Origin of the sequence: Rhizobium ruizarguesonis, assembly GCF_012349115.1 — a bacterium.
In the GTDB taxonomy this organism is placed as follows: Bacteria; Pseudomonadota; Alphaproteobacteria; order Rhizobiales; family Rhizobiaceae; genus Rhizobium; species Rhizobium ruizarguesonis.
On record NZ_PQIG01000133.1, the window covers coordinates 103,402 to 126,561 of the forward strand.

At 61.9% G+C, this 23,160-nt stretch carries 21 protein-coding genes; 6 read left to right on the forward strand and 15 right to left on the reverse strand.

From position 1 onward, the window contains the following. The first annotated feature begins 1 nt into the window (after position 1). On the forward strand, positions 2-310 hold the full coding sequence (locus C3Y91_RS35255) for an AzlD family protein (RefSeq protein WP_018074162.1): 309 nt from the start codon (positions 2-4) through the stop codon (positions 308-310). Between the two features lie 68 nt (positions 311-378). On the opposite strand, the gene C3Y91_RS35260 is transcribed toward C3Y91_RS35255, so the two are convergent. Further along, on the reverse strand, positions 379-2,214 hold the full coding sequence (locus C3Y91_RS35260) for an aminopeptidase P family protein (RefSeq protein WP_130661945.1): 1,836 nt from the start codon (positions 2,212-2,214) through the stop codon (positions 379-381). Positions 2,215-2,492: 278 nt separating this feature from the next. Between C3Y91_RS35260 and C3Y91_RS35265 the strand changes: the two genes are divergently transcribed. Beyond that, positions 2,493-2,666 (forward strand): hypothetical protein, encoded by a 174-nt coding sequence (locus C3Y91_RS35265; RefSeq protein WP_003541368.1) that lies wholly within the window; start codon positions 2,493-2,495, stop codon positions 2,664-2,666. A gap of 260 nt (positions 2,667-2,926) precedes the next feature. Here the strand turns inward: C3Y91_RS35265 and C3Y91_RS35270 are convergent, their stop codons facing one another. Continuing rightward, the gene (locus tag C3Y91_RS35270; protein ID WP_168576357.1) at positions 2,927-3,805 is read right to left on the reverse strand and encodes a 50S ribosomal protein L11 methyltransferase; all 879 of its coding nucleotides are present in this window, start codon (positions 3,803-3,805) and stop codon (positions 2,927-2,929) included. 68 nt (positions 3,806-3,873) lie between these two features. After that, positions 3,874-4,476, reverse strand: coding sequence for an SCO family protein (locus C3Y91_RS35275; RefSeq protein ID WP_130664852.1), 603 nt, complete (start codon positions 4,474-4,476; stop codon positions 3,874-3,876). 324 nt (positions 4,477-4,800) lie between these two features. Between C3Y91_RS35275 and C3Y91_RS35280 the strand changes: the two genes are divergently transcribed. Continuing rightward, the gene (locus tag C3Y91_RS35280) at positions 4,801-5,271 is read left to right on the forward strand and encodes a chemotaxis protein CheW (RefSeq protein ID WP_003541378.1); all 471 of its coding nucleotides are present in this window, start codon (positions 4,801-4,803) and stop codon (positions 5,269-5,271) included. 272 nt (positions 5,272-5,543) lie between these two features. Here C3Y91_RS35280 and C3Y91_RS35285 read toward each other — a convergent pair whose 3' ends face one another. Both C3Y91_RS35285 and C3Y91_RS35290 read right to left on the reverse strand, forming a co-directional pair. After that, the gene (locus C3Y91_RS35285) at positions 5,544-6,038 is read right to left on the reverse strand and encodes a CreA family protein (RefSeq protein ID WP_027683758.1); all 495 of its coding nucleotides are present in this window, start codon (positions 6,036-6,038) and stop codon (positions 5,544-5,546) included. Between the two features lie 76 nt (positions 6,039-6,114). Next, the gene (locus C3Y91_RS35290) at positions 6,115-6,705 is read right to left on the reverse strand and encodes a 3'-5' exonuclease (protein WP_018494798.1); all 591 of its coding nucleotides are present in this window, start codon (positions 6,703-6,705) and stop codon (positions 6,115-6,117) included. Positions 6,706-6,988: 283 nt separating this feature from the next. Between C3Y91_RS35290 and C3Y91_RS35295 the strand changes: the two genes are divergently transcribed. Then, the gene (locus C3Y91_RS35295; RefSeq protein WP_168576358.1) at positions 6,989-7,525 is read left to right on the forward strand and encodes a GNAT family N-acetyltransferase; all 537 of its coding nucleotides are present in this window, start codon (positions 6,989-6,991) and stop codon (positions 7,523-7,525) included. A gap of 32 nt (positions 7,526-7,557) precedes the next feature. Here the strand turns inward: C3Y91_RS35295 and ligA are convergent, their stop codons facing one another. From ligA to aqpZ, 10 genes are all read right to left on the reverse strand, one after another. Then, positions 7,558-9,714, reverse strand: coding sequence for an NAD-dependent DNA ligase LigA (gene ligA, locus C3Y91_RS35300; RefSeq protein ID WP_168576359.1), 2,157 nt, complete (start codon positions 9,712-9,714; stop codon positions 7,558-7,560). Positions 9,715-10,021: 307 nt separating this feature from the next. Beyond that, complete coding sequence (locus C3Y91_RS35305; RefSeq protein WP_168576360.1) at positions 10,022-10,549, reverse strand: DUF6886 family protein; 528 nt, start codon at positions 10,547-10,549, stop codon at positions 10,022-10,024. A 99-nt stretch (positions 10,550-10,648) separates the two neighbouring features. Next, entirely contained in the window at positions 10,649-12,322 is a 1,674-nt protein-coding gene (gene recN / locus C3Y91_RS35310) for a DNA repair protein RecN (protein WP_168576361.1), read from the reverse strand. A gap of 5 nt (positions 12,323-12,327) precedes the next feature. Continuing rightward, positions 12,328-13,197, reverse strand: a complete 870-nt coding sequence (locus C3Y91_RS35315) for an outer membrane protein assembly factor BamD (protein WP_174827208.1) — start codon at positions 13,195-13,197, stop codon at positions 12,328-12,330. Positions 13,198-13,454: 257 nt separating this feature from the next. Next, positions 13,455-14,411, reverse strand: coding sequence for a UDP-3-O-acyl-N-acetylglucosamine deacetylase (lpxC, locus tag C3Y91_RS35320; RefSeq protein WP_018483854.1), 957 nt, complete (start codon positions 14,409-14,411; stop codon positions 13,455-13,457). A gap of 262 nt (positions 14,412-14,673) precedes the next feature. Then, positions 14,674-16,392 carry a cell division protein FtsZ gene (gene ftsZ / locus C3Y91_RS35325; RefSeq protein WP_018074150.1) on the reverse strand — a complete coding sequence of 573 codons (1,719 nt, stop codon included), beginning with the start codon at positions 16,390-16,392 and terminating at the stop codon, positions 14,674-14,676. Between the two features lie 55 nt (positions 16,393-16,447). Next, entirely contained in the window at positions 16,448-17,779 is a 1,332-nt protein-coding gene (gene ftsA / locus C3Y91_RS35330) for a cell division protein FtsA (RefSeq protein ID WP_003561012.1), read from the reverse strand. After that, the gene (locus C3Y91_RS35335; RefSeq protein WP_130763635.1) at positions 17,776-18,708 is read right to left on the reverse strand and encodes a cell division protein FtsQ/DivIB; all 933 of its coding nucleotides are present in this window, start codon (positions 18,706-18,708) and stop codon (positions 17,776-17,778) included. Before C3Y91_RS35335 ends, ftsA begins: the two co-directional genes overlap by 4 nt. Continuing rightward, complete coding sequence (locus tag C3Y91_RS35340) at positions 18,696-19,622, reverse strand: D-alanine--D-alanine ligase (RefSeq protein WP_018074148.1); 927 nt, start codon at positions 19,620-19,622, stop codon at positions 18,696-18,698. Before C3Y91_RS35340 ends, C3Y91_RS35335 begins: the two co-directional genes overlap by 13 nt. 274 nt (positions 19,623-19,896) lie before the next feature. After that, positions 19,897-20,583, reverse strand: coding sequence for an aquaporin Z (gene aqpZ / locus C3Y91_RS35345; protein ID WP_130655902.1), 687 nt, complete (start codon positions 20,581-20,583; stop codon positions 19,897-19,899). A 219-nt stretch (positions 20,584-20,802) separates the two neighbouring features. On the opposite strand from aqpZ, the gene C3Y91_RS35350 reads away from it, so the two are divergent. Further along, positions 20,803-22,116 carry an MFS transporter gene (locus C3Y91_RS35350; RefSeq protein ID WP_168576362.1) on the forward strand — a complete coding sequence of 438 codons (1,314 nt, stop codon included), beginning with the start codon at positions 20,803-20,805 and terminating at the stop codon, positions 22,114-22,116. Between the two features lie 114 nt (positions 22,117-22,230). Beyond that, positions 22,231-23,160: a UDP-glucose 4-epimerase family protein gene (locus C3Y91_RS35355; protein WP_130763638.1), complete on the forward strand. Its 930-nt coding sequence runs from the start codon at positions 22,231-22,233 to the stop codon at positions 23,158-23,160.

Below are 23,160 nucleotides of genomic sequence, written 5' to 3' on the forward strand. Positions count from 1 at the left end.
CATGGAATTCGATCTTCACATGGCGCTCGTCATCCTCGCAGCAGCCGCCGCCACCTTCGCCACCCGCATCGGCGGCTATATCCTCATCACCCGAATGAAAAGCATCCCCCCGCGCATGGAGGCGGCGCTGAATGCCGTGCCGGCGGCCGTGCTGACGACACTCGTCGCACCCGCCTTCTTCATCGGCGGCTGGGAATCGAAGCTGGCGCTGATCGTCGCCCTCTTCATCGGCCTGCGCTTCACCCATACATGGATGCTGGTCGCCGCCTGGATCGTCGTGATGACTTGGCGCCACACGATCGGCGCCTGAGCGCCGGCCCGAAGCCGGCGCAGAAATTCAAGGTGCTACAGCGTCGCCGACGCTGTAATGCCGTTTTCTCAATATTCCAGCGGCAGCGTCGCGTTTTCGAGCCACGCCCTGACATCGTGATCGTGGATGAGCGGCATCAGCGCCTCGCATGTGCGGCGATGATAGTCGTTGAACCAGTGCAGCTCGTCATGGGTCAGAAGCTCGGGAATGACGAGGCTGCGGTCGATCGGGCAGAAAGTCAGCGTCTCGAATCCGAGCATCGGCGCATCGCCGCCCTCGATCTCCTCGGCCCCGCGCACATAGATCAGGTTCTCGATGCGGATGCCGAAACTGCCGGGCCGATAATAACCCGGCTCGTTCGAAAGGATCATGCCGGGCAGCAGTTCCTGCGTCGAAAGCCTGGAGATGCGCTGCGGCCCCTCATGCACCGAGAGATAGGAGCCGACGCCGTGGCCCGTGCCGTGAGCGAAATCGGCGCCGGCCCGCCACAGCGCGATGCGCGCCAGCGGATCGAGGTCGCAGCCGCGCGTGCCCTTCGGAAAACGTGCCGTGCTGATCTCTATCATCCCCTTCAGCACCAGCGTGAAGAAGCGCCGATGCTCCTCCGATACCGCGCCGATGCCGACAGTGCGGGTGATGTCGGTCGTGCCGTTGATATATTGCGCGCCGGAATCGATCAGAAAGAGTTCGCCGGCCTCGATCATCCGGTTGGTCTCGGTCGTCACGCGGTAATGCATGATCGCTGCATGTTCGCCGGCTCCCGAAATCGTGTCGAAGGAAATGTCCTTCAGCGGGTTCTGCATGCTCTGGCCGACGCGGGCACGCGCCGCTTCGAGATGATCGGCGGCGGCGATCTCGCTCACCGTGCCGGGCTTTGTCTGCGACAGCCAATAGAGGAATTCCACCATCGCCGCCCCGTCCTGCAGATGCGCGGCGGCCGAGCCGTTGATCTCGACGTCGTTCTTCACTGCGCGCGGCAACTTGGCGGGATCGGCGCCCTCCACCACTTCGCCGCCCGCCTTGCGGATGATCTCCGCCAGCGCATAGGCGGCGATATCAGGGTCGATCAGCACGCGGCCGCCATCTCTCGAAACGGCAGCCAACCTCTCCTCCAACGCCGAGGGCGGCAGCTGCGTGCAGATCTGCGCGAGATAGGCCTCCGGCTCGATGCCGGTCTTGCGCTTGTCGAGGAAGAGCTCGGCCCGGCCGTCGGCATGGATGATGGCGCGCGCCAGCGGATGCGGCGTGTGCGGCACGTCGGCGCCGCGGATATTGAAGGTCCAGGCGACAGAAGAGGGATCGGCGATCAACACCGCCGCAAGATTCTTCTTCGAAAGATCGGCGGCGATCGTCGCGATCTTCTCTCTCGCCAGCACGCCGGCCTGCGCGACGTTCTGGATGCTAACCGCGCCGAGCGGCTCGGCCGGCCGGTCGCTCCAAAGCCTGTCGAGCGGATTGTGCGGCAGGAAGACCAGCGTGCCGCCGATCTGGGAAAGGGCTCTTTCCAGCCGGCGCACCTCGGCACCCGCATGCAGCCAGGGGTCGATGCCGAGCCGCAGGCCCTTACCGCCGTTTGCGGCAAGCCAGAGATGCGGCGGTTCGTTGACGAGATCGCCGCCCGAAAAAACCGAACCGTCGACCTGTTCGGCAAGCTGCGTCACATAGCGCCCGTCGACAAAGACGATCGCCTGCGTGCGCAGGATGAGCGCAATACCCGCGGAACCGGTAAAGCCCGTCAGCCACGCGAGACGCTCGGAACCTGCAGGAACATATTCGCCGTTGAACTCGTCTGCGCGCGGCACGAGAAAGGCGTCAATGCCGAGCGAATCGAAACCGGCGCGCAGCGCCGATACGCGATCCCTGCCGAATTGCGGCGTGGAAGTGACCTCGAAAGACTGAAACATGCTGGAAACCCGAATGATTGAGACGAATCCGGTTAATGGGATGCCGGCCATGTTAGCGAAATTTCAACTGATGGGGAGAAAAAGCGACCAAACGAGTCGAAACCTCTGGTGCCGCTCAACATTTTGACAGAACTGTGACGCCAAAAGTTAATTTGGCACGCTTTATGCATTGGCCGCATGGCTCCCATGAGCGAAACCCTCTGCCTCCGCATTTCAGAATAGCTATATACGCGTCATCGAACGGTTCGCGATGAACCTATAACAAAGGAATTCTTGAAATGACCGCCTCTCTCTCGCGCTTCGCATATAGCAGCCCGGTGCAGGCTGGCGAACGCCAGACCGTGCGTCACGTGATCGGCGCCCGCCGCCCGCAGAACGAGGACAGCCTCAAGCTGCTCGGCGCCGGCCAGCGGGCCACACGCCACAAGGGCGCCCCCAGCTACGCGTTCTAAGCCTGAAAGCCAGTCCGTCTCCTCCCTCCCGGACTGGCCTATTGGAATGCAGTAGAGCCCGCTTGAGCGCTCCTCCCCTTGAGCTCGCGGGCATTGGCCGGATAGACCGGTCCAAGGCGGTGCCATCGGCACCGCCTTTTTCTTTTTGCCGTTTTGGGATCCGATGCATACCGCCCAAAACTGTGCAGCGGTTTGGGGATGACTTGTATAAAAACAAGGAGCTAACCGCGTCGCATGAATCAAATTCTATGCGACGCGCATTAGGGGCGGTCGAGATGGATGGTCACCCAGCCGTTGCGCCAGATGGTTCTGACATGGCGAAGCCTCGCGCCACTATAGGCTGCGATCACCTTCCAGCGTTGCCCGGCAAGGATGCCGGAGAGAATGACCGATCCACCAGGCGCAAGATGCGTCGCAAGCTTCGGCGCCATGCGGATCAGCGGCCGCGCGAGAATGTTGGCGATGATGAGATCGAAGGGACCGTGCTCGGAAAAAGCCGTCGAATGAAAGCCCGGCGCCGTCCTGGTGACGATGCCCGAGGCGATGCCGTTGCGGCGTACGTTTTCCGCCGCCACCTTCGTCGCGATCGGATCGATGTCGGTCGCCAGCACCGGTATGTTCTTGAGCTTGCGCACCGCAATCGCCAGCACGCCGCTGCCGGTGCCGAGATCGAGCGCGTTGCGAACCGGGCGCGAGCGCACCACGGCATCGATCACCTCGAGGCAGCCCGCCGTCGTGCCATGATGGCCGGTGCCGAAGGCCTGGCCGGCATCGATCTCGATGGCGATGTCGCCGGGGCGGATCTTGTCGCGGTCATGCGAGCCATGCACCAGGAAGCGCCCTGCCCGGACGGGCTTCAGCCCCTCCAGCGATTTCACCACCCAGTCGATCTCGGGGATGACTTCCCGCTCCAGCCGGGCATCAGGGAAAGAGGCCTTCAATGCGTCCTCGACGCGGGATTGCACCTCAGCCTCGTCCTCGGCCATCATGTAGATCGAGGCTTCCCAGATATCCTTCTTCTCATCGATCTCGGTGGTGCCGATGGCAAAGTCTTCTTCACCGAAGACCGCGCTCAGAAGGTCGAGGATCTCTTCGGCCTTGCTTTCGGTCGTCGTCACGTAAAGGCGGATTTCACTCACGATAGGCGGTCTTTCCCGTTTCCGTTGCCCGCCATCGGTCGAGCCAACGCCCCATCACGCTGAAACCATCACCCCTTGTTGACGAGATTCTCCAGCTTCTTTACCGCCGTGTCCGGGTTTTCGCCATAGGCGATTGTTCCGGAAAACCGCCCGGCCGAATCGAGCAGGAAGACCGAGGCGGTGTGATCCATCGTATAGTCGCCGTTCGGATCCTTCTCGTCGACCGGCACCTTCTTGGCGTAGACGCGGAACCCCTTGATAACCTCGGCGATCTTGTCAGGCGGGCCTGAAATGCCGATGATGCGCTTGGAAACGTTGGAGACGTATTCGTTCATGATCTCAGGCGTGTCGCGCTCCGGATCGACGGTCACGAAATAGGCCTGCAGCTTGTCGCCCTTCGGATCGACCTTCTCCATCCAGCCGTTCAGCTCGAAAAGCGTCGTCGGGCAGACTTCCGGGCAATGGGTGAAGCCGAAGAACAGCGCCGTCGGCTTGCCGCGCAGCGCCTGCTCGGTGATCGGCTGTCCGCTTTGGGAGACCAGGGTGAAAGGCACGCCGAAGGGAGCCTCCGCCACCACGTCCTTCGACTTCGTCAGGTTGAGCGTGTACGCGCCGAGAAACCCGGCCAGTATCAGGACACCGACCCAGACGGCGATGCGGAATGTCTTCATTGGCATGATCCTCGATCCAGGCGGATATCTGCTGCCCACCCCTTGCCCCGCGTGATTATAGCCTCGACCGGACGCGCGCAATTCAAGAATATGTTTTCTGACTGGTGATAAATTGTCTCACCGATAGAAACTGCAACGGCAACGAAATCCGACCTCAGGAATCTGCGCGGATCAAAAATGGCATGTTTGTGAATAGCTTGCCTTTAGAGCGACGGGTAATCTGAAAATACATATCGTTAGGAAAGACTTAAGCCGTCACATCTATATTTAACAGCAGTTCTGCATCGCCTCTCCCGCCGGGGACAACTGGGAAGAATTCTGACCATGAACAACAATAACGCCATCAAGCAGTCGGGCGCTTATCTCGAAATCGTTTCGTTCCACCTGGGCGATCAGGAATTCTGCATCGACATCATGGCCATCCGCGAAATCCGCGGCTGGGCACCAGTGACGCCGATGCCGCACACCCCGCCCTATGTGCTGGGTCTCATCAACCTGCGCGGTGCGGTGATCCCCGTCATCGACATGGCCTGCCGCCTCGGCATGAAAATGACCGAGCCCTCCGAGCGCTCGGCGATCATCGTCACCGACATCGCCGGCAAGCTGGTCGGCCTGCTGGTCGAGCAGGTTTCCGACATGATGACCATCAAGAGCGAAGACCTGCAGCCGCCGCCGGAAATCATCCCGGAAGCCCAGCGCGCCTTCTGCCGCGGCATCGTCGCGCTCGAAAAGACCATGGTGTGCTTCTTGAACCTCGACACGGTCATTGCCGACGAGCTGACGCAGGCCGCCTGAGGAATACTCATATCTAGAATTCGAAGGCCCGGCTCGTCCGGGCCTTTTTCGTTTGATGCAGGAGCAAAGCGGCATCGGATCAGCTTTTAGGAAGACCCTCCCCAACCCCTCCCCACAAGGGGGAGGGACTACCCGGAGCGCCCGCCTCGTTCATCTCGAAACGTCGAAGATCTGGAAAGCGGGTGCGGCAAGTTAAGCCCCTCCCCCTTGTGGGGAGGGGTTGGGGCGGGGTCTTTCATCGCAAGCGCGAGAGACCCCGGAACCTCCCCGCCTTATTGCGGCTTCCCATTCTTCCAGACAACGTTCTGGCCATAGAGCGGAATGGTCGAGATCGACATCTTCGCCGAACCGTCGGTCAGTTCGCGCGAATGGGCGAGATAGATCAGCGTGTCGTTCGTCTTGTCGTAAATGCGGTTGACGACCAGCGTCTTCCAGATCAGCGACATGCCCTGGCGGAACACCTCGCTGCCATCCTTGGACAGGTCGATATTACCGATCTCGATCGGCCCGGTCTGCCGGCAGGCGATGGAATTATTGGATGGGTCCTCGAACCAGTTGCCGTTCTTGAACCGGTCGATCAGGCTGCGATCGAAATAGGTGACGTGACAGGTGATGCCCTTGACCTCAGGGTCGGAGACCGCCTCGACAATGATGTCGTTGCCGATCCAGTCGACCCCGACCTTGCCGACGACTTCGGCTGAGGCAGCACCTGCGGAAAGGACGGAGAAGGAAAACGCGGCGAGGAGAAGATTGCGCAGTCTGGACATGGCGGCTCCCTGAATAATCCGCATTCTAGATAAGCATGCACCCATGCTTTGCAAGAAATGGGGCTCGCTGTAGGGCTCAGCCTTTCCGGCAGGTGCAGGGCTCGTAGGCCCGCGCCGTCAGCCGGCCGGGCCTCATGCCGATCAGCGCCGGTATCGCGTGAACGGCGTTGGCCTTGACGGCTTTCGCCATCTCGATCGCCGCGGCCGCGCAGACCACAGCATCCTCGGCAGCGTTGTGGTGCACGAAACGCAGGCCGAGATGCTCGGCGATCAGGTTCAGCCGGTGCGACAGGAAATGCGGCCAGATTCGCTGCGCCATCTTCAGGCTGCAGAGATAGGTAAGCTCCGGATAGGATTGCCGGTAGAGATCGAGGCTCGCCCGCCAGACGCTGAAATCGAAGGCAGCATTGTGCGCGATCATCGTCGCGCCGCGAAAATCTTCCTCGAACTCGTCCATCACCTCGGGAAACTCGGGCGCATCTTCGACATGCTCCGGCCGGATGCCATGGATTGCGATGTTCATCCCGGAAAAGCGCATCTCCCGCGGCCGGATCAGCCGCTCCTCGACGCGCGTCACCCTGCCCTCCTCGATCCAGGCAAGGCCGACGGAGCAGGCGCTGCCGCGCTGTTCGTTCGCCGTCTCGAAGTCAATCGCGATGGTCTTCAAATCAGCAACCCGAATCGTTTCTTCGGGAACAGGAATACCGCCCCGCTTCCGGCCGCGCAAATTCGACACGACGCATGGTTGACTTTTTAACCCGCATATCGAAACTTGCCGCCATGATCGGTTCCGTAACCATGGCAGCGCTTATCCATCACACCACGACCCTTGAAGGGTACGCGGGAGCGATGGCGCGTTAGCAGCGATCCGATCATCATCCCGAAACCCTGCCGAGGCGAGCAGGGTTTTCGGAAACCGGCTCTCCTCCCGACACAGATGGAGAGCATGAATGTCCGAAAACGAAGAGAATGAACCTCGCGGCCGAGCGCGCCTGCCGGATGGCGTCCTCGTGCGCGCCGTCCGCCTGTCCGATGCCGAGGAGATCACCGATCTCATAAATCTGCCGGGCTACCGGGCCGGCACCTTGCGGCCGCCCTACCAGAGGGTCGAGGAAGTTCGCAAGCACATGGAAAACCCGTCGCCGGGCGCACTCAACCTCGTCGTCACCCAGGACGGCAAAATCGTTGGCAATGGCGGCCTTAACCGCCTCGGCGGTCGCAGGCAGCACGTCGCCAGCATCGGCATGGGCGTTCATGACGATTTCACCGGCCGCGGCTTCGGACGGATCCTGCTCGGGGCGATGGTCGACGCCGCCGACGACTGGCTCGATATCAAACGGCTGGAACTGACCGTCTATACCGACAACGATGTCGCCATCGGCCTCTACCGGAAATTCGGTTTCGAACGGGAAGGCCTGCTAAGGGCTTTCGGCTTTCGATCGGGGGAATATGTCGACGCCTATACGATGGCGCGGCTCAGGCTGTGAGCAAACGGGGCTGGCGGCTTGCCGTCAGCCCCTCACCCGCTGATCAGTGCCAGCCATTCGTCCTCGTCCATCGTCTGCACACCGAGTTCGCGCGCCTTGTCGAGCTTGGAGCCGGCGCCGGGGCCGGCGACGACGATGTCGGTCTTCTTCGAGACCGATCCCGCCACCTTGGCGCCGAGGGTTTCCGCCCGCGCCTTCGCCTCGTCGCGGGTGAATTTTTCCAGTGAACCGGTAAAGACCACGGTCTTGCCGGCAACCGGGCTGCCTGCCGTCACCGGCTGTTCGGCCTCCTGCGGCTTTACCTGTCTGATCAACTCCGAAATCACCGCAACGTTGCGCGGCTCCTTGTAGAATTCGACCATGGCACGGGCGACGACCTCGCCAATACCGTCAATGGCGTTGAGATCGTTCCAGGCGTCGCCGGAAAGTGTCCCGGCCTCCCGCATCGCCGTCTCGAATGCCTCGTAGGTGCCATAGGAGCGCGCCAAGAGCTTCGCCGTGGTCTCGCCGACATGACGGATGCCGAGCGCGTAGATGAAGCGATGGAGCGCAATGCTGCGCCGCTCGTTGATCGCGCCATAGAGCTTGCCGACGCTGACCTTGCCGAAGCCGTCGATATTCTCGAGCTTGGTCAATGATTGCAGCTGCCGTTCCTCCAGCGTGAAGATATCGGGCGCGGTGCGGATCTGCAGCGACGGATCTTCGTTTTCGAAGAAGAAGTCGATCTGCTTCGAGCCGAGGCCCTCGATATCGAAGGCGTTGCGCGAGACAAAGTGCTTCAGATGCTCTGTCGCCTGCGCCCGGCAGATGAAGCCGCCGGTGCAGCGGGTGACCGAATCGAGCTTGCCGGTCTTCTCATGTCTTTCACGCACGGCATGCGAACCACAGACCGGGCAGGTCTTCGGAAATTCATAGGGCCTGGCCTCGGCCGAACGTTTCTCCATGACGACGTCAAGCACCTGCGGAATGACGTCGCCAGCGCGCTGCACGATGACGGTATCACCAATGCGGATATCGTGCTCGTCGTCGCGGATGCGCTCACCGCTATTGCCGATGCCCTGGATGTAATCCGCGTTGTGCAGCGTCGCATTGGTGACGACCACGCCGCCGACGGTGATCGGCGTCAAACGCGCCACGGGCGTTAGCGCGCCGGTGCGGCCAACCTGGATGTCGATATTCTCGACGATCGTGAAAGCCTGTTCGGCAGGAAACTTGTGCGCCGTCGCCCAGCGCGGGCTCCGCGAGCGGAAGCCGAGACGGGCCTGCAGTTCGAGACTGTCGACTTTATAGACGACGCCATCGATATCATAGTCGAGATCCGGGCGCTTGAGCCCGATCTCGTCATAATGCGCCAGGATGTCGGCGACCGAGTTCAACCGTTTCATCAGCGGATTGACGGGAAAGCCCCAGTCCTTGAAGGTCTGCACCATACCGAACTGCGTATCGGCGGGCATCTCCGACATCTCGCCCCAGGCATAAGCGAAGAATTTCAGCTTGCGGCTCGCCGTCACCTTGGCGTCGAGCTGGCGCAGCGATCCGGCCGCGGTGTTGCGCGGATTGACATAGGTCTGCTTGCCCTCCGCCTCCATCTGCCGGTTCAGCGCCAGGAAATCGCTCTTGGCCATATAGACCTCACCGCGGATCTCCACGACGGCAGGCACGCCTTTCGGCAGCTCGTTGGGGATCTCGGCGATGGTCCGGATGTTGGCGGTGACGTTCTCCCCCGTCGTGCCGTCGCCACGCGTCGCGGCCGTCACCAGCCTGCCGTTCTCGTAACGGATCGACATCGACAGGCCGTCGATCTTCGGCTCGGCGGTAAAGGCGATCGACTGGTCGGGCAGCCGGCCGAGGAAACGATAGACGCCGGCGACGAAATCCTGCACGTCCTCCTGCGAGAAAGTGTTGTCGAGCGACAGCATCGGCCGCGCATGAACGACGGGCGAGAAAGTGACGGAGGGTGCTGCGCCGACATGCCGCGACGGGCTGTCCTCGCGAATCAGCTCGGGAAACCGAGCCTCGAGCGCATCGTTGCGGCGCTTCAGCGCGTCGTAATCGGCATCCGAAATCTCCGGCTGGTCCTTGCCGTGGTAGAGCGCATCGTGATGCGCAATCTCCTTTGCCAGCCGTTCGAGCTCTGCGGCAGCCTCTTCGATCGTCAACGTGTCGACAGTGGAACCTTCGGTGGACATGGAACATCACTCCAGAGAATCTGCATTGTTTTTTAGAGCAAAATTTCCGGATGAAAAGAGAGGCCGCGTATCCGCCGTGGGGAGGATCGGCCTGCTCACCTCTCCTCCCTCATTCCTGTGCCTGTCACAGGAATCCAGCCACGGCGCGTCCGCGCCGTGAATAGCTCTCTTTCAACGAAGAAGAATCTCCCGCGCCCAACGACTTGGGCGCGCTGGATCCCTGTGACGAGTACAGGGATGAGGGAGATTGAGGTGAGCTTTCGCGCCAACTTCCATGCCGTGGAATCCTTGTTACCGCCCTATCCGGCTATTCCCAATCGCCCGCATTACGCAGCCTGATGCCACTGACATGCAGGCTGGTGCCCCAGAGCCCTTTCAGCGGCGTCAGCGTGTCCACCACCCGAAGCTCCACCCCGCGCGGCGCAAACTCCTGGTCGAGCCGTGAGATGGCGGTCCTCTCCATGGGAATGACGCGTCTGCGGGCCACCCACATGCCGGCATCACCCAGATCCTCGAAGCCCTCGGCCGGCATCTCGTAACGGTGGATCGTCTCCGCTTCGAGCCTTTCCAGCCAATGGCGCTCGACGTAGGCGACAGCGCGCCAGTCGCCGAGCCAGCGCCGCTGTTCGGCCTCCGGCGTATCGGCTGTCGCCCAGAGCAGGATGCGGGGACAATCGCGCGGAAAGAGATACATGAAATCATGATCGGCATCGGTTGCCCAGACGAGCGGACCGTTCAGCCATTCCCGGCCGGGCGCGCGGGCAGACGGGACGCGAACCGAGCGTGGCTCGAACGCTACGATACCGGGATCGTCGCTGAAATGGAAAAGTCGCATGGCTTGAGCTCGCCGCCGATCGGGAAGCTTCAGCGCATATCGCGCCGCAGGATGATTGTCATCCCACCAGCTCAAGCGGAAAGAGCATCAGAAGAAAAATCAGCCGTTGCCGGCGAGCAGCCGCTTCGCCGCAGCCCGCGCCTCTTCGGTGACCGAAGCCCCGGCCAGCATACGGGCGATCTCCTCGGTACGGTCCTTCTGCGCCATCGTCGCGACGCGCGTGGCGATCTTCTCGGACCCATCGGCCGACGGTCCCTTGGAAATCAAAAGATGCGTCGCGGCCCGCGCCGCGACCTGGGGCGCATGCGTGACCGACAGCACCTGCACCCGCTCAGACAGCCGCTTCAGCCGCTGGCCGATCGCATCGGCCACCGCACCGCCGACGCCGGTATCGATTTCGTCGAAGACGAGCGTTGGGGCCGATCCACGATCGGCGAGCGCCACTTTCAGCGCCAGCAGGAAACGCGAGAGTTCGCCGCCCGAGGCGACCTTCATGATCGAGCCTGGTCGCGTGCCCGGATTGGTCTGGACATGGAACTCGACGACGTCGATGCCTTCGGCGAGCGCCTCCCCCGCGTCCGTGCTGATCTCAACCATGAAACAGGCGCGTTCAAGCTTCAGCGCCGGCAGCTCGGCCATGACAGCCCCGGCCAGCGCAGTGCCGGCATGATGGCGCTTGTTGGACAGCGCGCGCGCCGCCGCATCGTAACTTTCCCGCGCCAGGCCGACCTCGGCTTCGAGCCGAGCAAGCCGCTCCTCGCCCGCATCGAGATCGGCAAGATCGGCGATCATGCGCACAGCAAGCGCCGGCAGCTCGGTGACGGGAACGGAATATTTGCGCGAGGCGGCCCTGAGCGCGAAAAGCCGCTCCTCCACCCGCTCCAGTTCGCGCGGATCGTATTCGGTCTTGCGCAGTGCCGCCTCGACTTCCATCTGCGCGTTGGAGAGCTGGTCGAGTGCTGCGTCGAGCAGCGCCACAGTGTCTTCGAGCAGTCCGGGCGCCTCATGGCTCTTGCGCTCCAGCCTGCGCACCAGCGAGGCGATATGGGGCACCGGCGAGGCATTGCCGTTCAGGAATTCGGACGCCTCGGCGATATCGCCGGCGATTCGCTCGGCCTTCATCATCTTCTGCCGGCGATCAGCGAGCTCTTCCTCCTCGCCATCCTGCGGCGAGAGCTTCTCGAGCTCCTCGACCGAAGAGCGCAGGTAGTCGGCTTCGCGCGCAGCACTTTCAACCCTCTCCCTATGCTTCTTCAGCGTCCGCTCGCTGTCGCGCCACAGGCGATAGAGCCGGGAGACCTCCGAAACCTCGTCGGTGAGACCGGCGAAAGCATCGAGCAGAGTGCGGTGAGCATTGGTGTCGACAAGGGCGCGATCGTCGTGCTGTCCGTGGATTTCGACCAGCATCTGACCGGCCTGGCGCATCAGTTGCACGCTGACCGGCTGGTCGTTGACATAGGCCTTGGTGCGCCCGTCCGCCGATTGTTGGCGGCGGAAAATCAGGTCGCCCTCGTCATCGATGCCGTTTTCACGCAGGAGTGTGCGGGCGCCGTGTTGCATGCCGACGTCGAACACCGCCGTCACCTGGCCCTTATCCTCGCCATGGCGCACCAGGTCGCCGTCGCCGCGCCCACCGAGCGCCAGCGACAGGCTGTCGAGCAGGATGGATTTGCCCGCCCCGGTCTCGCCCGTCAGCACGGAGAGGCCGGTCTCGAAGGCAAGATCCAGCCGCTCGATCAGGACGATATCGCGGATCGAAAGCTGGATCAGCATTGGCCTCAGGAACCGAGAAGAAGTTTCTTGCCCGCTGCTGCGATCCACGAGCCCTTGTTTTCACGCGGCTCGGCACCGCCGCTCTGCAGCAGCTTGTAGGAATCAGCATACCACTGGCTGTCGGGATAATTGTGACCGAGAACGGCAGCGGCTGTCTGCGCCTCGTCGACAATGCCCATGGCGTAATAAGCTTCGACGAGACGCGCTAAGGCCTCTTCGATCTGGTTCGTATTCGGATATTTCTCGACGACGATGCGGAAGCGCGAGATCGCGGCGAGATATTCCTTCCGCTCCATGTAGTAGCGGCCGATCTGCATTTCCTTGCCGGCGATCTGGTCACGCGCGAAGCGGATCTTGGCCTGTGCGTCATCGACATATTCGGAGTTCGGATAATTGTCGATGACGGCCTGCATCGCCTCGATCGTCTTGGCCGAGGCGCGCTGGTCCTGCGTCACGTCGACGATCTGCTTGGAATAGGTGAGACCGATGAGATACTGCACATAGGCGGCATCCTGGGACTTCGGATATTGCGACATGTAGCGGTTGCCGGAAGCAAGCGCATCGTCCAGGCGGCCCTGGCGGTATTTGACGAAGGTGCTCATCACAAGCGCCTTGCGCGCCCATTCGGAGAATGGGTTTTCGCGGTCGATCGCGTCGAACTTGCGCCCTGCTTCCGCCATGTTGCCGGCCTTCATATTGGCAAGGCCCTGGGTGTAGAGCTCGTCAGGCGGATCGGTTTCGAGGCCGAGCTTGGTGATGTCGATATCGGGGTCCGACTGGCAACCAGAGATCGAGGCGCCTGCGCTGAGCACCAGAAGCGATGCGAACAAGGCGCGCGCTGTCTTCATCATACCTTCAGATCCTGCATAACCCATTCGAAAGAACCCCACTGCTGCCGCTCTCTCCACGGCAGCCACGCCTCGCTGGCGTTTCTAGCCACAAATGTGCATCAAGAGCAACGCAATGATAAGGCATTAACGCATTTTTGTGGCAGCAGCCGAAGAATGATCGGCTTTTCAACTTCTTCCCGACCTGGGGCGGCCAAGCATCGGTCTATTGCCGCAGACACGGCCGGACATAAAAAAACCGCCTCCGGGAAAGAGGCGGCCTGGTCTTGAGAATATGCTGGAGGTCATGCCGACCAGGGAGCGAATTCCGAAGCGCTGACTGCGATCAGTTCGCGGGCAGCGACACGCTGGCGTGGCGTCGACGTCTCCACAACCTCGTAGGCGGAGGGATCGGCGAGCAGCGCCTTCAGCGCATTGGCATTCATCTTGTGACCACCGCGATACGAGCGGTAGCAGCCTATGAACTGGGCGCCGGCAAGCGACAGATCGCCGACGGCATCGAGCGTCTTATGGCGGACGAATTCGTCCTTGGCGTAACGCAAACCTTCGACATTGATGACGGTGTTGTCGTCCGAGATGACGACTGAATTTTCAAGCGAGGAGCCAAGCGCATGGCCCGACGCCCAGAGACGCTCTACATCGCGCATGAAGCCGAAGGTGCGGGCGCGGGAAAGTTCGGTCTTGAAGACGGCGGCGGTCATGTCGCCGGCCCACTTCTGCCGGCCGATCAGCGGGCAGTCGAAATCGATCTCGACTTCGAAGCGCGTACCATCATAGGGACGGAATTCACTCCACGAGCCGCCATGCTCGATTCGCACCGGCTTGGTGATACGGATATAACGGCGCTTGACACCGAGCGAGACGAGACCGACCTGCTCGATCGCCTCGACGAAGGGCAGCGAGCTGCCGTCCATGATCGGCATTTCGGAGCCCTGCACCTCGATCACCACATTGTCGAGGCCGAGCGCATAGACGGCGGCCATGACATGTTCGATCGTCGCGACCGAATGGGCGGGTGAGAAGCCGAGCACGGTGCAGAGGTCGGTATTGCCGACCTGCGAGGAAACAGCCTTGAGTTCGGTAATGTCGCCATTATCATGCAGGCGCTGGAAAACGACGCCGGTGTCCGATTCAGCCGGGTTCAGGGTGATCGAGACGTCAGCGCCCGAATGCACCCCGATGCCCGAAAGCGTCACGGGACGCGATACCGTCGTTTGAAAACCCAGCAAGCCAATTGCCATAAAATCTGCCTTTTATTCTTCCGTACCGGCGGTCTGTCCGATCGGCGCGGTCATCGTTCATTCTGCAGAAGGAGTCTGTCGAAAGGTCTCCTAGGGCAGTTTCCTTGCACCATACTTACGTGCGCCGGCGCTCCAATCCAAATCACTGTTTCTTTCGCTTTGTTACGAAGTCACGCGATTGAAATTGCTCGCGAATCGCAGGCTGAAAAACAGCAATGCCCGGGACCTTGATCCCGGGCATGAACGGTGCCGAAGCACGCACTCAGTTCGACTGGCGACGCAGGAATGCCGGGATTTCCAGCTGGTCGTCTTCCTGCATCATCCGGGCCTGCGGAACTGCCCGGCCCTGGTCGTCGAGGTTGCCGCGACGCGGTGCGTAGAGGCTTGCCTCCGGCGACAGCGGACGGCGCTGCTGCGAAGCGGCCGGCGGTGCGGCGGTCATATCGGCGGCAACGGCGTCGTCGTCACGGCGGCCCAGCGAATTGGTGATTCGCTTGAGCAGGCCCATCGGACCGCGCTCCTCTGCCGCATGCGCGGAGGCCGGCTGCGTGCGGTGGTCGAGTTCGGCCTGGACGACAGGCGGGAAATCCTCGACCTTCGGCATGCGCATCGGTTCGGGCGCCTGGCGGATGATCGGCTCCTGCCGGACCGGTTGCTGCTGAACCGGCTGGCTTATGACCGGCTGGCTCATGACGGGCGCCGGAGCCTGCTGCTGCACCGGTGCCGGACGCATTGCCAGAGCTTCCGGTGCAGGCGCGAAGATCTTGCTCTGCGGACGGAAGGTTTCCTGCTGTACTACGGGCTGCTGCAGCGGTGCGGCAGCACGCGGGGCCGGAATTTCGAGCTCGCGTTCCATCTCGGCTTCGCGGATGGTCTGCGCGATCGGATCCATGGCCTTCGGTGCCTGCATCACGGGGGCAGGCTGAACTGCGGCCGCTGCCGGAGCAACAGCCGCGGAGGGACGGATAACCGGCCTTGCTGCCGGCTGGAGGTTCCGCTCGGCGGCTTCGTTCATCGCCCGGTCGATGCCGGTTGCGACGACCGAGACGCGGATGATGCCTTCGAGCGATTCGTCGAAGGTGGCGCCGAGGATGATGTTGGCGTCCGGATCGACTTCCTCGCGGATGCGGGTCGCGGCTTCGTCGACTTCGAAAAGGGTAAGGTCGCGACCGCCGGTGATGGAGATCAGCAGGCCCTGAGCGCCCTTCATCGAGGTTTCGTCAAGCAGCGGATTGGCGATCGCAGCCTCTGCGGCCTGCAGCGCGCGGCCGGAGCCCGAGGCTTCGCCGGTGCCCATCATCGCGCGGCCCATCTCGCGCATCACCGAGCGGACGTCGGCGAAGTCGAGGTTGATGAGGCCTTCCTTGACCATAAGGTCGGTGATGCAGGCAACACCCGAATAGAGAACCTGGTCAGCCATGGCGAAGGCATCGGCGAAGGTCGTCTTGTCGTTGGCAATGCGGAAGAGGTTCTGGTTCGGAATGACGATCAGCGTATCGACAGACTTCTGCAGTTCCTGGATGCCCATCTCGGCCAGACGCATGCGACGCCCGCCTTCGAAATGGAACGGCTTGGTGACGACGCCGACCGTCAGGATGCCCTTGTTGCGGGCGGCCTGCGCGACAACGGGAGCAGCACCTGTGCCGGTGCCGCCGCCCATGCCGGCGGTGACGAAGCACATATGCGTGCCGTTCAGGTGATCGACGATCTCGTCGATGCACTCCTCGGCGGCCGCGCGGCCGACTTCCGGCTGCGAGCCGGCACCGAGGCCTTCGGTGACGTTGACACCGAGCTGGATGATGCGCTCAGCCTTCGTCATCGTCAGCGCCTGCGCATCCGTGTTGGCGACGACGAAGTCGACGCCCTGGAGGCCGGCGGTAATCATGTTGTTGACGGCATTGCCGCCACCGCCGCCAACGCCGAACACGGTGATGCGCGGCTTCAGCTCTGTGATGTCAGGCTTTTGCAGCTTGATGGTCATGGTACCTGTTCCTTCTCTCTCTGGCCGCATCGCCACGCCGGCCAATTACTCAATTTCAGAAACTTTCCTTCAGCCACTGGCCCATGCGGGCTATGCGGCTGTTATTTCCCCCAAGCGACATGAGCAGACCGCTCTGTGACGCATGTGTCTCCATGTCCGCGACCTGCGGATAGATCATCAGGCCGACGGCCGTCGAAAAAGCCGGGCCCTTGGCCGCCGTCGGCAACCCCGAAACGCCCATCGGACGTCCGATGCGGACGTTGCGGGCAAGGATGCGCCGTGCCACGTCGGCAAGGCCGGTCAGCTGGCTCGCCCCGCCGGTCAGCACGACGCGCTTGCCGACGATCGGGCTGAAGCCGGAGCGCTGGATACGGTCGCGGATCAGTTCCATCGTTTCTTCGATTCGGGCCGACACGATACGCGAAACCAGTGCCCGCGGCACCTGCGACGGCTGGTCGCGATCATCCTCGCCGATCGGCGGAATCGAGATCAGCTCGCGCTCGTCGGAGGAATTCGAAAGGGCCGAGGCGTGCACGACCTTCAGCCGCTCCGCATCCTCGATGCGGGTCGAAAGGCCGCGCGCCAGGTCGGTGGTGACGTGATGGCCGCCGAGGCCGACAGCATCCGTATGGACGAGCTTGCCCTCGGCAAAGACCGAGATCGTCGTCGTGCCGCCGCCCATGTCGATCGCCGCGCAGCCGAGCTCGACCTCGTCGTCGACGAGAGCAGCAAGGCCCGATGCATAGGGCGTCGCGACGATGCCCTCGACCGACAGATGCGCGCGGTTGACGCTAAGCTCGAGGTTTTTCAGCGCCGAGCGCTCCGCCGTCACCACATGCATGTCGACGCCGAGCGCATCGCCATACATCGCCAGCGGATCGCGGATGCCGCGCTCGCCGTCGAGCGAGAAGCCGGTCGCCAGCGAATGCAGCACCGAACGGTCCTGGCGCAGCGACTGCTGGCAAGCGGCCGACAGCACCTTCTTCAGATCGTTGAGCTCGACTTCCTGGCCGCCGAGATCGATCGTCGCGGTGTAGATGTCGCTGCCGAGGCGGCCGGCCGTCAGGTTGACGATCAGACTTTCGACGGTCAGTCCCGCCATGCGCTCCGCCGCGTCGACGGCAAGGCGAATGACGCCTTCCAGCGCGTCTAGATCAGCGATGACGCCAGTCTTGATGCCGCGGGAACGCTGGTGGCCGATGCCGATGATCTCGATATTGTGCGTGCGGCCCGGCAGGATCTGGCTTTCCTCTCGCGGCGTCAGCCGGCCGATCATGCAGACGACCTTGGTCGAGCCGATGTCGAGCACCGAAACGACATGTGACCGCTTCGACGAAAGCGGCTTCAGGCGCGGCAATCCGAAATGGGATGAACCGAACAAGCTCATATATTCTGCCCCGCCTTCTTCAATTCTTTCGTACGCTCCGTCACTGCCGTCTGCCTGCGGACCGCCGCCTCCGGCGTCAGCTGGATCGCGGTTCTGTCGGACAGTCTGAGATCGACTGCGGCAATGTCCCGCTCCAGGAGCTGGTGCTCCTTGTCGAACTTCGAAAGCGTCGCCAGTGCCTGGTCGATACCATCTTCCGGCAGCTTGACGACGACGCCGTTGTCCATGTGCAGGTCCCAGCGACGGCCTGATATCCAGACATAGGCCTTCACGCGGGCCTTCACGTCGGGCCACTTCGAGAAGGCGTCGTCGAGCGAAGCCGCCGCCGTTTCGGCATCGCGGCCGACGACGAGCGGCAGCGCCGAAAACTTGTTGTCGCGCAGCGGCGCAATGACGCTGCCGTTCTTCTCGATCAGGGAAAGCTCCTGTCCGTGCTGCCAGATCGCATAGGCCTGGCGCTCCTTGAGCTTCACTTCGATCGTTTTCGGATAAATCTTGCGGACCTCGACACTTTCGACCCAGGGAAGATGGGCGATCTTCCTGCGGGCGGCATCGACGTCGAGCGCAACCAGCGAGGTCGTGCCGTCAAGGCCGATCAGCTGCAGGATCTCGATTTCGGAGGTCTCCGAATTGCCGGAGACCTTGACGTCCTCGATCGCAAAACCCGCGGCCGTTGTTGTCGCCTGCGCGACGGCTTCCGTGTGACCGCCGAGCGACATGCCGTAAAGCCCTGTCGCACCCAAGAAAACGAGCGCCGAGACCGTGCCCGTATGAACCGGAATGTGGATGCGGCCGCTGCAGAGGCTGATCAGGAAGCGCGTGACCCGGCGCAGCGGGCGCGGCAGCACGAACCGCTCTTCGGCTTCCACGATCGGAAGCACGGCATGATGGCTGGGGCGCCCTATCCTCTTGACCGTCAACGCAAACAAGACGCGTCCTCCACCATCCACCGGAGAAACTGACCAAATGAATAGCCGGCATGACCGGCCATTTCGGGCACGAGCGAGGTTGGAGTCATACCTGGCTGGGTATTGACCTCCAGCCAGATGATTTCGCCGTCTTCGGAGAAACGATCGTCGTAACGAAAGTCGGACCGACTGACGCCGCGACAACCGATTGCCTGATGCGCCCTTAGGGACAATGTTTGTATTTTTTGGTAAATATTCGGTGAAATTTTCGCGGGGATGACGTGTTTTGAACCGCCTGCCGCATACTTGGAGTCGTAATCATAAAAATTGTGTCCCTGCGGCACCACTTCCGTGACACCGAGCGCAGTTTCACCCATGACACCGCAGGTGAGTTCGCGACCGTAAACATAGCGCTCGACGATCACCTCCTCGCCGTAACGCCACTCGGGCGAGCTGACGATCTGTGGCGGATGCGCCTGATCTTCCGTGACGATGACGACGCCGAAGCTCGACCCCTCGCGGAGGGGTTTCACCACATAGGGCGGCTTCATCGGATGCGTCGAGGGAAAGGCGAAACGGTTGACCACCTGCGATTCGGCAACCGGAATGCCCGCGGCAGCGGCGACACGCTTCGCCTTGGCCTTGTCCATCGCAAGCGCCGAGGCAAGCACGCCCGAATGCGTATAGGGGATTTCGAGATATTCGAGGATGCCCTGAATGGTGCCGTCCTCGCCGAACGGACCGTGAAGAGCATTGAAGACCACATCCGGCTTCAGCGCGGCAAGCTTTTCCGAGACATCGCGCGCAACGTCGATGCGCGTCACGTCGAAGCCTTCCGCTTCGAGGGCTTCTGCGCAAGCCTTTCCCGAGGAAAGGCTGACGGGCCTTTCCGAGGAAAATCCGCCCATCAGGACAGCGACATGCTTGCGACTCATCAACACCCCCAAAAAATAACTTCCATTTTCGAAATCGACGCTTGCGCGAAGCTGTCTGCGCCGTTTCAGGCCTTTGTCCGACCTGGGTGCATTAGAGCATCATTATGGTTAATGAAGTGTTTACTTTCGTTAACTTCGTATTGCCGCGCCCTTGATTTTTTAACCTTCGCTTCTTCGGGAGTGTCGGAGCGAAGATGCCCGCCGATCCGCGAAAACAGAAAAGCCCGCGCGGAAAAACCGCGCGGGCTCAAGGGGATAGCTCGGTATCTTGCAGTCAGTCGGCGTCGTCGAGGAATTTCCACACGAGCCCGCCGAGCCCGCCGCCCGCAAGTGGCGCAATCCAGAACAGCCAGAGTTGCTGCAGCGCCCAGCCGCCAACGAAAAGCGCCTGGCCGGTGGAACGCGCCGGATTGACCGAGGTATTCGTCACGGGGATAGAAACGAGATGGATCAGCGTCAGCCCGAGGCCGATCGCAAGCGGCGCGAAGCCGGCAGGCACCCGGCTGCTGGTCGACCCCAAGATGATGATCAGGAAGAACATGGTCAGCAGCACTTCGATCAGCAGCGCCGAAAGCAGTGAATAACCGCCTGGAGAATGATCGCCATATCCGTTGGCAGCAAAGCCGCCGAGTTCGAAACCTGCCTTGCCGCTGGCGATGAGATAAAGCAGCGCCGCCGCGGCGATGGCGCCGACAACCTGCACGACGACATAGGGAACGAGACGCGCCGCGGGAAACCGTCCGGCAACCGTAAGGCCGAGGGAGACGGCGGGATTGAAATGACCGCCCGAAATGCCGCCCACGGCATAGGCCATGGTGAGCACCGTCAGACCGAACGCAAAGGCTACGCCGAGAAAACCGATCCCAAGCTCGGGATAGGCCGCGGCCAGCACGGCGCTGCCGCATCCGCCGAAGACCAGCCAGAACGTGCCGAGAAACTCAGCAACTAGACTCTTTTGCATGCTCGCCTCCATAACCTCAACCAAGAGTTTAAATGAATCCGTTACAATTTGATTCCGGTCAAGCGCGCGGACATTGCCGCGGCAAGCTCCAGGCAAGGATCAAGAAACGGGTGGAGATGCAGCAAGTGCGGCGCGAGGAGACGTTTTCTCAGACCTGAAATTGCGTTAAGACCCGCCAGCCTCCCCAGGCGCTCCATAAAAATACTGATTGGAATGAAAATGACAGACGCGATCTCCGCATCGCCGAGTCCCGCCTCGAACAGCGCGCAAGTCAATTCCCCGGCTCGCGTTCTCATCGCCAGCCTTGTCGGCACTACCATCGAATTCTTCGACTTCTACGTCTACGCGACGGCAGCCGTCCTCGTCTTCCCGCATCTCTTCTTCCCGGCAAGCGATTCGAACGCCGCAACGCTGCAGTCGCTCGTCACTTTCTCGATCGCCTTCTTCGCCCGCCCCATCGGCGCCGTCATTTTCGGTCATTTCGGCGATCGCATCGGCCGCAAGGCGACACTCGTCGCCGCGCTGATGACGATGGGGCTTTCGACGGTCCTGATCGGCATGCTGCCGGGCTATGATGCGATCGGCATCGCAGCACCCTTGTTGCTGGCGCTTTGCCGCTTCGGCCAGGGCCTCGGCCTCGGCGGCGAATGGGGCGGCGCCGTTCTGCTTGCCACCGAAAACGCTCCTCCCGGCAAGCGCAGCTGGTACGCCATGTTCCCGCAGCTGGGCGCGCCGATCGGCTTCATCCTCTCCTCCGGCTTCTTCCTCATCCTGGCGGAAACGATGAGCAACGAGGATTTCCTCGATTACGGGTGGCGCATTCCCTTCATCGCCAGCCTCGCCCTTGTCGCCGTCGGCCTCTATGTCCGCCTCAAGATCGCCGAGACGCCGGAATTTCGCAAAGCCGTCGAAAAGCACGAGCGCGTCGCCGTGCCGATCGAAGTGGTCTTCCGCAACCATCTGCGCAGCCTGATCCTCGGCACCTTCATTGCCGTCGCGACCTTCGTGCTGTTCTACCTGATGACGGTCTTCACGCTCTCCTGGGGCACGACACCTCTGGAAAAGGGCGGGCTCGGTTATACGAGAGAGCAGTTCCTGGTCGTCCAGCTTGTCGGCGTCGTCTTCTTCGGCCTGACAATCCCGCTCTCCGGCTGGCTCTCCGATCTCTATTCGCGCCGCATCATCCTGACGCTGACGACAATTGCCATCGTGATCTTCGGCTTCTTCTACGCGACGCTGTTGACCAGCGGCCTCACAGGCGCTTTCCTGTGCTCGATCATCGGCCTCGCCTTGATGGGCTTCACCTATGGTCCGATCGGCGCTGCCCTGGCCGCCCCCTTTCCGACCACGGTGCGCTATACCGGCGCCTCGATGACCTTCAACCTCGGCGGCATCTTCGGCGCCTCGCTCGCTCCCTATATCGCCACCTGGCTCGCCACCCATTACAGCCTGGACTATGTCGGCTACTATCTCGCCGCCTCGGCCGTAATCTCGCTGGTCTGCATCCAGCTGTCGGGCCGCGAGGAAGTCTGAACCTCGAGTAGCAAGTGAACAACAAGCCGCGACGGCTAACGTCGCGGCTTTTGTATTGATGCCATGAGCACTTCCGGTTAACCCGAGCACTCACGGCAAAACGGGGAACAGATCATGCGATGCCTCATTACCGGCGCAGCCGGCTTTGTCGGTGGACCACTCGTCGAGAGACTGCATGGAGAGCGGATATGCGAGCTTGCAGTGACGACGCGATCTGCAGCCGCCAGCTTCCCGACATCTGTGCGGCATTTCCCCATCGAGATAACAAGCGAAACCGATTGGACAGCGGTTCTCGAGGGTATCGATGTCATCGTCCATCTCGCCGCTCGTGTTCACATCATGAACGACCGCGCAGCCGATCCGCTTGCGGAATTTCGCCGGATCAACACCGCCGCCACGTTGAACCTCGCCGAACAGGCCGCCCGCGCAGGCGTAAAAAGGTTCGTCTTCATCAGCAGCATCAAGGTCAATGGCGAGGAAAACGATCGCCCCTTCCGGCACGACGATACGCCAATGCCGATCGATCCCTATGGCATCTCGAAACTGGAAACTGAAATCGGGCTGCAGGAAATCGCCGCCCGAACAGGCATGGAAGTCGTCGTCATTCGCCCGCCGCTCGTCTATGGACCCGGCGCGCGGGGCAACTTCGCCCTGCTCGTCGGACTGGTCAGGAAGAAGATACCGCTCCCTTTCGCGTCGCTGAAGAACCGCCGGACACTGGTTGCGCTTCCAAATCTCGTCGATCTGATCATCGCCGGGATGAAGCATCCCGGCGCAGCCGGCCAGACCTTTCTCGCAGGCGATGGAGAAGATCTTTCGACTCCCGGGCTTATCGAAGGGATTGCCGCAGGGCTGGGTGTCAAACCGATGTTGCTCCCGTTCCCCCCCGCCCTGTTGCAGATGGGCGCGAGGGTCACGGGAAAGGACGCAGTCTACCAGCGTCTTTGCGGTTCCCTGCAGGTCGATATATCCCACGCTCGCGGCGTGCTTGGCTGGTCGCCCCTCGTCACGGCGCGCGAAGGCCTGAAGCTTGCGGTGAAGTAA

Excerpts from the sequence above, each read along its gene's own strand:
- C3Y91_RS35255 (WP_018074162.1), top strand. The coding sequence starts at position 2 with ATGGAATTCGATCTTCACATGGCGCTCGTCATCCTCGCAGCAGCCGCC.
- C3Y91_RS35260 (WP_130661945.1), bottom strand. The coding sequence starts at position 2,214 with ATGTTTCAGTCTTTCGAGGTCACTTCCACGCCGCAATTCGGCAGGGAT.
- C3Y91_RS35265 (WP_003541368.1), top strand. The coding sequence starts at position 2,493 with ATGACCGCCTCTCTCTCGCGCTTCGCATATAGCAGCCCGGTGCAGGCT.
- C3Y91_RS35275 (WP_130664852.1), bottom strand. The coding sequence starts at position 4,476 with ATGAAGACATTCCGCATCGCCGTCTGGGTCGGTGTCCTGATACTGGCC.
- C3Y91_RS35280 (WP_003541378.1), top strand. The coding sequence starts at position 4,801 with ATGAACAACAATAACGCCATCAAGCAGTCGGGCGCTTATCTCGAAATC.
- C3Y91_RS35285 (WP_027683758.1), bottom strand. The coding sequence starts at position 6,038 with ATGTCCAGACTGCGCAATCTTCTCCTCGCCGCGTTTTCCTTCTCCGTC.
- C3Y91_RS35295 (WP_168576358.1), top strand. The coding sequence starts at position 6,989 with ATGTCCGAAAACGAAGAGAATGAACCTCGCGGCCGAGCGCGCCTGCCG.
- ligA (WP_168576359.1), bottom strand. The coding sequence starts at position 9,714 with ATGTCCACCGAAGGTTCCACTGTCGACACGTTGACGATCGAAGAGGCT.
- C3Y91_RS35305 (WP_168576360.1), bottom strand. The coding sequence starts at position 10,549 with ATGCGACTTTTCCATTTCAGCGACGATCCCGGTATCGTAGCGTTCGAG.
- recN (WP_168576361.1), bottom strand. The coding sequence starts at position 12,322 with ATGCTGATCCAGCTTTCGATCCGCGATATCGTCCTGATCGAGCGGCTG.
- C3Y91_RS35315 (WP_174827208.1), bottom strand. The coding sequence starts at position 13,197 with ATGGGTTATGCAGGATCTGAAGGTATGATGAAGACAGCGCGCGCCTTG.
- lpxC (WP_018483854.1), bottom strand. The coding sequence starts at position 14,411 with ATGGCAATTGGCTTGCTGGGTTTTCAAACGACGGTATCGCGTCCCGTG.
- ftsZ (WP_018074150.1), bottom strand. The coding sequence starts at position 16,392 with ATGACCATCAAGCTGCAAAAGCCTGACATCACAGAGCTGAAGCCGCGC.
- ftsA (WP_003561012.1), bottom strand. The coding sequence starts at position 17,779 with ATGAGCTTGTTCGGTTCATCCCATTTCGGATTGCCGCGCCTGAAGCCG.
- C3Y91_RS35340 (WP_018074148.1), bottom strand. The coding sequence starts at position 19,622 with ATGAGTCGCAAGCATGTCGCTGTCCTGATGGGCGGATTTTCCTCGGAA.
- aqpZ (WP_130655902.1), bottom strand. The coding sequence starts at position 20,583 with ATGCAAAAGAGTCTAGTTGCTGAGTTTCTCGGCACGTTCTGGCTGGTC.
- C3Y91_RS35350 (WP_168576362.1), top strand. The coding sequence starts at position 20,803 with ATGACAGACGCGATCTCCGCATCGCCGAGTCCCGCCTCGAACAGCGCG.
- C3Y91_RS35355 (WP_130763638.1), top strand. The coding sequence starts at position 22,231 with ATGCGATGCCTCATTACCGGCGCAGCCGGCTTTGTCGGTGGACCACTC.